Source organism: Acidaminococcus sp. (genome assembly GCA_022482815.1).
GTDB lineage: Bacteria > Bacillota > Negativicutes > Acidaminococcales > Acidaminococcaceae > Acidaminococcus.
The window spans coordinates 2,343,953-2,355,975 of record JAKVOM010000001.1 but is presented as its reverse complement, the minus strand read 5'-3'; the positions used below and the strand labels follow the sequence as shown (position 1 = coordinate 2,355,975).

At 46.3% G+C, this 12,023-nt stretch carries 11 protein-coding genes; 5 read left to right on the top strand and 6 right to left on the bottom strand.

What is annotated here, in order from left to right:
• Positions 1-32 precede the first annotated feature (32 nt).
• From LKE33_10150 to LKE33_10130, 5 genes are all read left to right on the top strand, one after another.
• Positions 33-605 (top strand): acyloxyacyl hydrolase, encoded by a 573-nt coding sequence (locus tag LKE33_10150; protein ID MCH3951280.1) that lies wholly within the window; start codon positions 33-35, stop codon positions 603-605.
• Between the two features lie 19 nt (positions 606-624).
• Positions 625-1,146 carry a macro domain-containing protein gene (locus tag LKE33_10145; GenBank protein MCH3951279.1) on the top strand — a complete coding sequence of 174 codons (522 nt, stop codon included), beginning with the start codon at positions 625-627 and terminating at the stop codon, positions 1,144-1,146.
• A gap of 418 nt (positions 1,147-1,564) precedes the next feature.
• Positions 1,565-2,296: an AzlC family ABC transporter permease gene (locus LKE33_10140; protein ID MCH3951278.1), complete on the top strand. Its 732-nt coding sequence runs from the start codon at positions 1,565-1,567 to the stop codon at positions 2,294-2,296.
• Positions 2,293-2,610: a branched-chain amino acid transporter permease gene (locus LKE33_10135; protein ID MCH3951277.1), complete on the top strand. Its 318-nt coding sequence runs from the start codon at positions 2,293-2,295 to the stop codon at positions 2,608-2,610. Before LKE33_10140 ends, LKE33_10135 begins: the two co-directional genes overlap by 4 nt.
• Positions 2,611-3,265: 655 nt before the next feature.
• The gene (locus LKE33_10130; protein ID MCH3951276.1) at positions 3,266-3,904 is read left to right on the top strand and encodes a cupin domain-containing protein; all 639 of its coding nucleotides are present in this window, start codon (positions 3,266-3,268) and stop codon (positions 3,902-3,904) included.
• Positions 3,905-4,115: 211 nt separating this feature from the next.
• Here LKE33_10130 and LKE33_10125 read toward each other — a convergent pair whose 3' ends face one another.
• From LKE33_10125 to nadE, 6 genes are all read right to left on the bottom strand, one after another.
• The gene (locus tag LKE33_10125) at positions 4,116-5,744 is read right to left on the bottom strand and encodes an IS1182 family transposase (GenBank protein MCH3951275.1); all 1,629 of its coding nucleotides are present in this window, start codon (positions 5,742-5,744) and stop codon (positions 4,116-4,118) included.
• A gap of 178 nt (positions 5,745-5,922) precedes the next feature.
• A complete protein-coding gene (bioB, locus tag LKE33_10120; protein MCH3951274.1) occupies positions 5,923-6,882 on the bottom strand; it encodes a biotin synthase BioB in 960 nt (319 codons plus the stop codon).
• Positions 6,883-7,191: 309 nt separating this feature from the next.
• Positions 7,192-8,229, bottom strand: coding sequence for an IS3 family transposase (locus LKE33_10115; protein ID MCH3951273.1), 1,038 nt, complete (start codon positions 8,227-8,229; stop codon positions 7,192-7,194).
• 11 nt (positions 8,230-8,240) lie between these two features.
• Entirely contained in the window at positions 8,241-8,654 is a 414-nt protein-coding gene (locus LKE33_10110; protein ID MCH3951272.1) for a transposase, read from the bottom strand.
• 558 nt (positions 8,655-9,212) lie between these two features.
• The gene (locus tag LKE33_10105; protein MCH3951271.1) at positions 9,213-9,704 is read right to left on the bottom strand and encodes a QueT transporter family protein; all 492 of its coding nucleotides are present in this window, start codon (positions 9,702-9,704) and stop codon (positions 9,213-9,215) included.
• Complete coding sequence (gene nadE / locus LKE33_10100; protein ID MCH3951270.1) at positions 9,701-11,608, bottom strand: NAD(+) synthase; 1,908 nt, start codon at positions 11,606-11,608, stop codon at positions 9,701-9,703. The genes LKE33_10105 and nadE overlap by 4 nt, the downstream gene beginning before the upstream one ends.
• Positions 11,609-12,023 lie beyond the last annotated feature (415 nt).

Sequence of the window (12,023 nt, the reverse complement as noted above, 5' to 3'; positions counted from 1 at the left end):
ATACATATAGACAAATAAGGCAGGGAAAAGAAATGAAAGTTGCTTTTCAAAAGAAAATAGCATTGCTTGCGGGATGCATACTGACAGCCTGCACACTGAGTGCATCACCTGTATTCGCCATGGCCGATAACGTCGAAATCCAAATGGAATATCTGCAGCATCGTGCCTTTGATGACCGTCACATTGATGATGTCAATATCCATGTGTTCCAGAAAGCGCATGAAAAAGGAAGCTTCTCTTTTCATCGCGGCTTTACCATTACACGGGGCCACGGTTTTACGACAGAAGACGGCATCTACCGCAAAAGTAACGCCTGGGGCATCGGACCGGCCTTCATGGTGCGCTATGAACGTCCGGTGCATGGCAAACTGACCTGGGATCTGGAAGGCAGCGGATCTTTCCTGATTTACAGTAAATCGTTCCCGGCCCAGGGACGTCCTTACGGTTTTATGTGGCGTATCGGGCCGCGTCTCAACTATCACTATACAAAAGATAATTCAGTCAGCCTGGGTTATATCTTCAGCCACAGCTCCAATGGTATGAGTACCGATAACCCTGGACATAACTCGGTTGGGTTCTCTCTTGGCCTTGATCATCATTTCTAATAAGTGGGGAGGGTGAGTCGTGAATTCCCTTTCGATTGTAAGAAAAAGTATCGTAGATTTCGATGTAGACTGCATCGTCAATGCGGCCAATGAGCATTTGAAGGCAGGAAGCGGCGTCTGCGGTGTTATTTTTGCGGCGGCAGGATACGCTGAAATGCAGACCGCCTGCGATGCTATCGGACATTGCTCGACCGGTGCTGCTGTGATTACGCCGGGTTTCCACTTGAAAGCCCGTTATGTGATTCATACGCCGGGACCGGTATGGCAGGGTGGCCGCACTCATGAAAAAGAATTACTGTACCTTTGCTATCAGTCGTCGTTGGATCTTGCCGTGGAGCATCAGGTGCATACCATTGCGTTCCCACTGATTTCGGCAGGTGTGTTTGGCATGCCGGAAACAATTGCCTGGGAGACAGCCTTAAAAAGCTGCCATGATTACTTGGAAGATCATCCGGAGGCGGATTTGAAGATTACCTTTGCCGTCCTTGATCCTCAGATTGAAGCTACAGGAAACAAAATATTGAAGGCAATATGTGAATAATAGCAATCAAAAAGGCTGTGAAAATGAGTCATCATTTTCACAGTCTTTTTTATCGCTGATGGCACAGATTTGCAACGAATAAACAAAATAGAAGCACCAGCCCTCTTGTTCGCGCTGACGCGCGAATAAGAGAGAAAACAAGAGATGAAATTTGGAAATCTAGGGAGGGGGAACCGCTTGCGGTGGGTGTTCAGTATGACAACAGAAATTGGTCCGATAGCACACCTATTAAGAATCCGCTAAGAAAAATGCTCGCACGGGTGCACTAACCGATAACCACTCCACTAGCCACTCCTCTCTGCCGAAGGCGGCCACAGCTTATCCTATTCTTTACATGGGAAATGGAGTATAATATTAAAAATATACACTTTTTTATTCCCCAATTAAAATTAACCTTTCCTGCAAGGAGTTGTGCCCCATGGATCAAAATCAAGAATCTAATCATAGTTCAAAGGCTCTCGCGGCCTTGAAACCAGCCTTTGTGAAAACACTCCCCATAACGACCGGATTTATGTTTATTGCGATTGCCTATGGTTTTTATATGCAGCGCATGGGATTTTCCTTCTGGTATCCTACGCTGATGGCCATGACGATATTCGGAGGTTCCCTGGAGTTCGTCACCGTTCAGATGCTGCTTTCGCCTTTTGCACCGATTCAATCCTTTTTGATGGCACTGATGATTCAGGCACGCCACCTGTTTTACGGCATTGCCATGCTGGACCGTTATAAAAATACAGGGTGGAAGAAATTCTTCCTCATATTCTATATGTGCGATGAGACATTTTCCCTGATTTATACGACACCTGTCCCGGAAGGCATCGATAAAAACTGGTACATGCTGTGGATTTCTTTTTTGGACTACGCTTCCTGGGTGCTCAGTGCGGCCCTCGGAGGCATTTTCGGGTCCTTGCTTTCCTTTGAAACTAAGGGCATCGATTTTGCCATGACATCCATGTTTGTCGTGATTTTCCTGGAGCAGTTTCTTAACGATACGCAGCACCTTACGGCCTATATTGGATTTGCTGCTGCTATCGTATGCCTGATGCTGTTTGGCCCCAATTCTTTCATCATTCCGACCATGCTTGGCATACTCGCCATGGTCACTCTCTTTAGAAAACAAATTGAACGGGCAGGGGGCATGACAAAATGACATTAGCTGAGCAAATCATAACAATAGGCGTCTGCGTGGCGGCTACGATGCTCACGCGCTTTCTGCCGTTTCTTGTATTTTCTTCCAAAAGACCAACACCGGCTTATGTCCAGTATCTTGGCAAAGCACTGCCTTCCGCTATTTTTGCAATGCTTGTCGTATACTGTTTGAGAAATGTGCAGTTCCTTTCCGGGAGTCACGGTATTCCGGAACTTATCGGAATCATCGTGACCGTAGCGATTCACTTATGGAAGAGGAACATGCTCATTTCCATATTTGCCGGCACGGTTGTGTACATGTTAATCGTAAGATAAGATTAAGGATTGAGAAACAATGAGCTACTATTGTTTCTCAGTCCTTTTTTCGCCTTTCGCAGTTCGCTGTCCACTCTATAGGAGACGAAAATAAAAGCACCAGCCCTCTTGCGGTGGGTATTCAGTCAGATAACAAGAATTGGCCCGATTGAAACGCTGTAAAATCCACACCAACACCTCAATCGGAGTAGTAGAGACCCTCTTCGACGTCGCCTTAGTTAAGCCAAACCGTAAGGTTTGGAATTCCTCTAGAACCTCCTTTCAAGCCGCTCTGCGGCTTCGAAAGGAGAACCGCAGTCAGCGCTGGCGATAGTAAGCGCTGACTGCGGTGGAGGATAGCTTCTTTTTCGTCCGCTCGGAAGGAGGATGGACCACGAAGTGGGGGGAGAAAAGTAAGTTAGGAGAACCGCAGGAAGGCCCGATGTTATCGGGCCTTCCGGAAAGCGGTGGGGGGATGACCCTTTCTGCCGAAGGCTTATCACTTACTGCCCGCATCTTTCTTCCTTCGAATCCGCCAAACAAACTGCCCGCACGATTGTACTATCCACTATCCACTACCCACTTTTTTCTTTTCCTTCTTTCGTTGTCCTTCCAACGGAATTTACTGCTCATTACCCATATAATAAAGCCAAGAGATGGACAGGAGGCGAAACACATGAGAGAAAAATCCGGAAAAGTATTTTCCCTGATACAACAAAATCAGCCGATTGCAGGATGTACCGTATCGGAAACGCTGTTTGACGGAAAGGCCACTCTTTTTTCCCTGGGAAGCGGCACTAACATTAGTGCAGAAAAGTTGGAACAAGCGCGATTTATTTACGTATTATCAGGGAAACTGACTGTGTGGATTCCCGAAGAAGAGCGGTGGCATCTTGATGCAGGAAGCTGCCTTATTGTCGAACCATCCTGCCTCGTCGGCATGATTGCCGAATCGGATGTCATTTATCTGGAAGTAACCGGAAAGGAGCTGGAACATATGAAACTGGATGCAGGTAAAGTCATGAAACTTGGAGATTTGGTACCTTATGGAGAAGGCAAAATCGTCAGCCGCGATGTCATTGATGATCCGAACATAAAACTGGCCCTGATGAGTTTTGACGCTGGTACCGGATTAGCAGAACACGCCGCACCGGGTGAAGCCCTGATTTTTGCACTGGATGGAGAAGGCGTCATCGGATACGAAGGAAAAGAACACACCATCCACGCCGGTGAGAACTTTAAATTTGATAAGCTCGGCAAGCATTACGTGCGCGCTGACAAACGCTTTAAAATGGCACTTCTCCTGACCCTTTAGGGTTCTGCCTCATCAGGCGACACGCGGCCAGCGGCCTGCAACCTGCGAAAAAAGGGGCTGTCGCAAGTGACCGATTTTTAATCCCTGAAATAACTTGCTAAAGACCCCAAATTGCCTTACTTTTTAGTTGAATATGTTTTGAGATGAAAAAAGGGCGCACGAAATTAAGCAACTCTAAGTTGCTTTTTTTCGTGCGCTCTTTTTGTATCTTTTAGGCCTCTTTTTTCAGCGGATATAAGTGCAAATCCTCTTTGCCGTCTTGAACTTTGTGATGGACCTTCAGGACATTCCGTGCCATGGCACATATTCCCACTGTTACCAGGGCATTTCCTTTGCCTCGGGTTTCTAGTCTTCTGACGTTTAATGAATCCTTGAGATCCGCAAAGGCTCCTTCTGCCTGTATACTGCGGTTCATCCTCAGTTCCTTACCATATTCGGAAGTAATGTTCTTCAGGGATTCTGCCCTCAATGCAGCAAAATTCTTCGAGACCACTAATTTCTTGTTTCTTTTCTCCATGGGTGTCCTGCAATTGTTCCCATGGATGCACTGTTCCTTGTAGGGACAACCGCTGCAGTCCTTACATTCGTAATATGTTTTCTCTGACACATATCCTGACCGGTTCTTTACCTGGGTTACTTTACTGACTTTCAGCAGTCTCCTACCTTTACAGATATACATGTCTTGATCAGGCAAATATGTCATGTTTTCTGCTTTGCCGATGTCGTTCTTATACTTTTTCCTCTTGCTTCTTTCATAATTGTTAGGCTTGATATATGAAGTATACTGATTCTTCTTCAGCCAGACCAAGTTCTCTTCGCTTTCATAGCCTGCATCGGCTACAATGTTTGCAAATTTCTGACCGAAGTGGGCTTCAAATCCTTCAAGAAAAGGAATGAGTGTCCGCATATCTGTTGGATGTGCACTCACATCTGCAAACAAGGTAAAACCGGAATTGTTGGCATATTGGACATTGTATCCCGGCTTTAAGGCGCCATTAAGCATGGCGTCTTCTTTCATCCTCATAAAGGTAGCATCCGGGTCTGTTTTGGCAAAGCTGTTCCGTTCCCCACAGATGTGAAGCTGCTTCGTATACACCTTAAGCCGTTTGAGATAGTTAGCTAAAATCTCATAGTACTTCTGTAGAATGGTCTTTCTTTTCCCACATCCGTGAACAAACTCGATCCCTTCAGCCCGCTTTATGACAAGCAGTTTTTTTAGGAGCTTCTTTAAATGACGGATGTGGAAAGTGTTTCCGTAACAGACCTTGATTCCGAAACGTTCCTCGATTTCGGGAACCAGTTGCTCCAGTTTCTCTATGAGTTTGTTCTGGCTGCCTAAGACTCTGTTTTTCCAAACAAATTTGTATTTGTTTGCCACAGATTCAATTTTTGTCCCATCGATGAACAGGCTATCCAGCGTGATGAAACCGCGAGCCAGCAGCCATTTATCCATCTGAATCATGAGCTCCTTGATACATGGTTTTAGATGGAGGGAACAAAATCTTGCAATGGTTGCATTATCCGGAGCTTTTTTCCCATCTAAGAGGAACATGAAATGAGTGTCTCTTTTACAGGATTGCTCTATCTTACGCGAACCACGAATTCCTTCCATACATGCATAAATGACGATCTCCAGCAGCTGAATTGGTGACGTTAATTTATTCTCGACATGAGAATACGTGTCATACAATGCCTTTACATCCATCCCTTCTACCATGGCACGCACCAAGCGAACAGGATCGTCATTAGGGATTTGTACTTCAAAATTTAGAGGAAGAAAAAGTTGATAAGAACTGCCAATTTTTGTATAATCCTTTTGTGTAGGTTTGTTTTTTGGCATATTTAAATTCTACACCAAGGCGCGGTCTCATTCAATGAGGCCGCGCCTTGCTTTTACCTTGTTTTTGATAAAAAAGGGGCCGTCGCAAAATGCGACAGCCCCTTTTTTATAATTACATCAAGCAAGCAGTTTGGAGAGGGTTATACTGCTAAAATGATTAATATTAATGGTTCAGTAATTAATGATTGACCAATCCCAATCGATCAATCATTTCCATATCTTCCTTAATCGTAGTTCCGCTCGTCGTGAGCATGTTGCCTGTAATGGAGGCAGATGCACCATGGAGGAAAGCGGTTTCTCCATTTTGAGGAAGAAGCTTGCGGCCGGCGGCAAGGCGGATATTGGCTTCCGGGTTGATGAACCGGAAGATACAAATCGTACGCAGAATATCTTCAGCCGGCAGAGGCGGACGATTTTCCAATTTTGTACCCGGAATGGCCATGAGGGCATTGATAGGAATCGATTCGATACCGAGTTCCTGCAGGGTGAAAGCCATGTCAATACGATCCTGCCAGGTTTCTCCCATACCGATGATACCGCCGGAGCATACGCAGAAGCCTTCTTTTTGTGCGGCTTTGATCGTGCGGATGCGGTCATCAAAGGTATGAGTCGTGCAAATGTGCGGGAAGAAGCGGCGAGACGTCTCGATATTATGATGGTAGCTCGTGACGCCGGCGGCATAAAGCCGATGAAGCTGTTCCTGTGTCAGGATACCGTGAGAAGCACATAGACCAATCTTCAGTTCCTTCTTCATGGTTCTGTAAATGTGAAGGGCTTTTTCAAAATCTTCTCCTGTGAGGGCGCGGCCGCTCGTAACCATGGCAAAGCGATTGGCACCGGCTTCCTGGTCGGCACGGGCTGTTTCTATAACGGTCTTTTCATCAAGCAGACCATATTCTTCACAATTGGTGTGATGGCAGGCAGCCTGGGCGCAATATTTGCAGTCCTCGCCGCAGCGGCCGCTCCGGGCATTGATGATGGTGCAGAAGTCAACATGGTTGCCGCAAAAATGGCGCTGCAGCTCACCGGCACCCTCCTGCAGTTCAGGCAGCGGAAGCGTCAGCATCTCCTGCACAAAAGGATCCTCTTTTTTCAAACGATATCCATCGCAAATGCGTTTCGTCATTTCAGAAATCATACTCACGATTGTTATCTCTCCTTCTTAATTAAGTATACAAAAGAAATTATAAGGAGAAATCCCCACATCGTCAACGAATAAAATCAGATGGTTAACAATAAGAAAAATAAAAAGAAGCTATCCTCCATCGCAACCGTCAGCCCTGACTAGCGCGGCCTTCCAATTAATGGTGGATTATGATCCTCTCTGCCGAAGGGCTGTCACTTACTGCCGCTTCTTTCTTCTTCAAGAATCCGCCAAAGTGAATTGTCCCCCGTGTCAAGGACAGCACAGTACTAATTCCACTAGATTGTGCACAAACATGCTTTTTTAAAAGGTGGCTGTTTTTTGTTTCTCCTTTTTGGTGGCTACCAATTCTTCTGGTGATCTAAGTATCTTTGGCACAGCCGGTGGATTTGGAATCGCGAGCGGATATTTACCGGTCGTGACGAACTGGTAGTATTCAGATGGAGCCAATTTTGCTAAATTCCATTGGTATCTCCTGTTGTTGTAATAATCCATGTAATCGTCTATGGCAGCTTTGAGTTCCTCAAAAGTGTGGCAGACAGTGAGATCTACTTCATCTTTCATATGCCCGAAAAAACTCTCCTGCGGTGCATTGTCCCAGCAGTTAGCTCTTCTGGACATCGACCTGTGCAGCCCTATGTCTTCCAATAAATCAATGTATTTAATGGCAATGTACTGAGATCCCTGGTCGCTGTGAAGAATGGTTTCCTTGTGGAGAGTACCTCCATAATCCCGGATCAGGTAATCAATCATCTCCAGAACCGTATCTACTTCCATCCCTCTGCCGACGCTGTGGGCCAGAATTTCATTTGTGTAAGCATCTTTCACTGTGGAAAGATAGGCCTTGTTCTGTTCATATCTTCCATAGAAAAGGTAAGTAATATCGGTTAAAAGAACCATTCGAGGGCCGAATTCCTTGAATCGTCGTTCCAATTCATTGTCCGCGTAATTGCCTGTTTTGAGTGCTTTCATCGCTCTGCGGTGAGGATTGGCTTTGCGGATGGAACATCTAAGACCGAACTTGTTCATCAGCCTGTGAATCTTTTTGAGGTTCATAATCAATGGAGGATCCCAGTGAATCATCACCATGTGAATTTCCTTGGCGCCCACACCTTTTCTTCGGGTCTCATGAGCGCCCTGGAAATAAGCTTTAACAATCTGTGCAAAATCGGCCTTGTCACGTGTTTCCCGTTCAGCCCTCACAGGAGCGGCTTTGAGCCACGCATAGTATCCTGAACGGGAAACACCGGCTACTCTGCATAATTCTGAGACAGACATATCTATCTTATGCTGCTGTAGAGTAGCTTCAATGAGTTCATATTGGTATGAAGGAAATCCCATAAGAAAAGCTCTCACTTTCTTTTTCTGGCAAGTGACAGACTTTTTTTTATGAACTCAATCTCTGCTCGAAGAAAAGCGACTTCCTGTTTCAGACGAGCAATTTCGTCTGAGGAAGATCCAGCGGGCAATTTCAAAGAGGATGTCTCTTTATTGAGATTATGAGGCCCTTCATGAAGATTTCCGGTAGTTGTCAGCTGAGAGATTGTATTTTTCCTAATGCTGTTAATGCGGCCATTCCCAAGGATGGCAGGATCATATCCGAGCTCGCGGACGGCCTCGACAGCGGATCTCCCGGAATTGTACAGCTGCATGAAAGCCTTCTTGAATGCAGCAGTGAAGAAGATTTGTCTGCTGTTAACTTGGAAAGTATAAGGATTTTTCCTTAGCAGTTCGATTTCCTCTTCGGTGAAGTACTTACGTTTCATTGGACAGGTCTCCTTTCATGACAATACTATCAAATTAGTCAATGAAAATTCCATAAAAAGTTATTGAACTGTCCAAAAAGGAGGGTTTCCAGTAAAACAGTTGTCTAAAATCCGGGGTTTTCTAGTTTTGCCCTGTCCACACTTCGGGGTACATTTTAAAGGGAGCGGTTAGCACGGGTGTACTAATCACTAGCCACTATCCACTTACCACTCCTATGCGACCGAAGGACGCAGAGCCGCTTGCGATGGAGGATAGAAATCTTTAAACCACACCTGTAAAATTCAAACCAAAACGCAATTTAGCACACTAGTGGCCCTTTCTGCCACTCTGCCGAAGGCTAATTTCTTACTGTCCGCTCTAACCTTTTCTCAAGAATCCGTCAAGAAAAATACCCGCACGGGTGTACTAACCACTAGACACTAGCCCCTATCCACTCCTTTTATCTCTCACTATCCAAAAACGAGGCTGGGAAAATGATTTCCCAGCCTCGTTTTAATCTAGCAGTAGTAACTAAACTATTACACCCCGCCGCCTGTGGCAGCCAAGGCGCCATCGCTTTATGACTTACCCTCAATCCACGCCTTTACATTCTCATTCTTCATAACGAGCTTCATCACGATGCACCCAATCACCGTTACAGCCGCAAACTCGCCGAGCCCTACATAAATCATGGCAAGCAGCGGACTGATTTCCGGCGGCAGGGCGGAAAGAAGCGTCAGCTCCGCACCAATGATAACCCCGTTTGCCAGCACTGGCATCAGCGATGCTGTAAGAAGATTCGGGCAGAAACGCATCAAATAAAGTCCGACTGCTGTCGCGGCCGTGCCAATAATCATATCCGGCAGTCCGAATGGACTTCCGATGTTCGCCAGAAAACATCCGGCCACGAGACCCGGAATGACGCGCTTATCATAAAAGGCAAGGAGCGTCATGCATTCTGAAATCCTTACCTGAACCGGACCGTAGCTGATAGGGGCCAGCCCGATAGTCATGACAGCATACACCGCGGCAATCATTGCGTTTTTGAGTAAAATCTGGTTCTGTTTCACCGGGATTCTCCCAAAACTTTTGCTTTCAGTTCTTTATAGCGGCGGGAATAGTATGGCCCCAGCTGCGATTCGCGGTGGTCATAACCATAAGCCCGCTTTGAAATGGCAATGATAGGCGGTGCCTGGATGCGCTTAGCAACGGAAAGGCCGCTGAAGAGATTCCACCAGCGTTCCAGGTCTTTGATAAAGGCCTCGGCCGTCGGGAAAAGTTTATCGACGATGCCCTTTTCGCAGCCGATGTGCTCTTCCAGTGTGTGATCCAGATACCACGTGAGATATTCTTCCGGCGCGTTTTTAAACCAGCTTTCAATAAACGCACGGAACAGGTAGTCATGATAAGGATAGATAATCGGGTCGCCGCCGGTGCCTACCGTCTGTGCTGCCGAAAGTTCAGCACTTGGTTTGATCTTAAAAATCGCGTCGGGAATGACTTCCCGCTTATAAACATGTTCGTTGAGATAACGTCCGAGCGCATAGACCTGATGCTTCCAAAGATCCCCAATCAGGGCAAAGACACCGGCAATATCGCCGTAGAACGTCGCATAGCCGACCGTAGTTTCCGATTTGTTGGAATTGCAGGAAAAAGCACCGCCCCAGACTGACGACAGACCGGCGATAATCCGGGCGCCGCGGTCACGGGCCTGGATATTTTCCAGTGCAGCCGGCTTAACCTTTACGTACTCATCTTTTCCCGTCGTATAGTTATGGATTGGCGTCGTATTGAACTGTTCTACCGTGTGGTCAACAAAATCCTGAATCGGGAGCACGGCGTAATTCGTGCCGAGGGCTTTTGCCATGGAGCAGGCAAGGCTCTTCGTTAGATCCGAATTATAACGGCTCGGAATATTGAGCAGAAGCACATTTTCCGGGCCAAGGATGTGGACGTAGAAAGCTGCCGTGACGGCGGAGTCAATACCGCCGGAAAGACCGATGGTCATCTTCTTGATGCCGAGCTGTTTCAGGAACTCCCGGGCCCCGTAATTCAGGGATTTGTAGATTTCTTCGACTTCTGATGCCAGCCCGTGGGTTGTTGCATCCGTCGTGACAGTCCCCGTTTCTGTATCATAATAGGCAGTCAGGAACGCTTCTTCAAAGGTTGGCGCATCGGCAAGGAGCGTGCCGTCCTTATCGTGGATACAGCTGCACCCGTCAAAGGTAAAGATATTTTTGCCGTTATTCTGGATACCGATGCAGTTGCAGTAGAGCAGGGGCAGTCCGCATTCTTTGGCCTGTGCAGAAAAGACTTCATTGCGTTTTCTGTTTTTCTGCAGGGTAAAAGGAGAGCAGGAAATATTGCAGAGTACCTGCGCTCCGTTTTGTCTTAAAATTTGCGGTACATTAAAGAAGTAGTTTTCCGTCCAGCCATCTTCGCAGATAAAAACGCCGAGACGAATTGCTTTTCCGCGCACGTTTACCGTAACAGGGCGAATCAGGTCGGAAATGCCGTTTTCGTCTTCCAGTTCCGGCACCAGCTTCGCCAGGCTGTGGAAGTAACGGTCATCATCAAACTCGCGATAGTCCGGCAGGGATGTTTTGCAGATAAACGGGTAGGGCAGGCCGCCTTTCAAAAGTTTCCTGTCCTGCGCGATAAAAGCCGCGTTATAGCGGCGCATGCGGCCGTCTTCATTGACTTTGTCCCGATCGAGACCGACATTCCCGAAGATGACCGTTATGCCGTCAGTGGCTTCAATGATTTCTTTGCCATAGGCCTCACAATCTTTAAGGTAAGCTTTTTGTTCCCACAGGTCTCCCAGCAAGTAGCCCGGGACCATCATTTCGGGAAGAAGGAGAATATCAACATGCTGCTCTTTGGCCTTTTGGATAAAAGCCAGTGCAGTTTTGGCATTTGCCTCCGGATTACCGGGGCGAATCTGTGCCTGTCCAAGTGCAAATTTTATTTTCAACGCAGCGTCACTCCCGTCTGTAAAAGAATTCAATCATGAAGTGAAATTCGTAGCTTTATAGTTTACTATTATATCAGAAGGAAAGAGCGAATAAAAGTTGATAGAAATGGGCGTTTGTCAAAGTGCAATGGTTACGGAAAGTGGAATAGGCTATTCAATAAAAAATTTTTTGCAATAAAAATGTGACAAGACAGCAAATAACGGGCCTATTTCCACAAAGATTCGCATTATGAGCTATTATTCGATGTTTTTTTAAATAATTCTAACTAAATTTCGTCATAAGGCTTTTTTATAGCTAAGAATCGCTTATAATGGCTTGTTTTCAAGGGTTTCACTGTTTTAGCAGTCTCTGCTTTTGCTTGCTAAACGATTTCTTGTGTGCTATGATACCTTTGCGAAAGCAGAAAGTAGAGGG

Bases quoted from the DNA above. Each gene is read 5' to 3' on its own strand.
- LKE33_10150 (MCH3951280.1), top strand. From the start codon at position 33: ATGAAAGTTGCTTTTCAAAAGAAAATAGCATTGCTTGCGGGATGCATA.
- LKE33_10140 (MCH3951278.1), top strand. From the start codon at position 1,565: ATGGATCAAAATCAAGAATCTAATCATAGTTCAAAGGCTCTCGCGGCC.
- LKE33_10135 (MCH3951277.1), top strand. From the start codon at position 2,293: ATGACATTAGCTGAGCAAATCATAACAATAGGCGTCTGCGTGGCGGCT.
- LKE33_10130 (MCH3951276.1), top strand. From the start codon at position 3,266: ATGAGAGAAAAATCCGGAAAAGTATTTTCCCTGATACAACAAAATCAG.
- LKE33_10125 (MCH3951275.1), bottom strand. From the start codon at position 5,744: ATGCCAAAAAACAAACCTACACAAAAGGATTATACAAAAATTGGCAGT.
- bioB (MCH3951274.1), bottom strand. From the start codon at position 6,882: ATGATTTCTGAAATGACGAAACGCATTTGCGATGGATATCGTTTGAAA.
- LKE33_10115 (MCH3951273.1), bottom strand. From the start codon at position 8,229: ATGGGATTTCCTTCATACCAATATGAACTCATTGAAGCTACTCTACAG.
- LKE33_10110 (MCH3951272.1), bottom strand. From the start codon at position 8,654: ATGAAACGTAAGTACTTCACCGAAGAGGAAATCGAACTGCTAAGGAAA.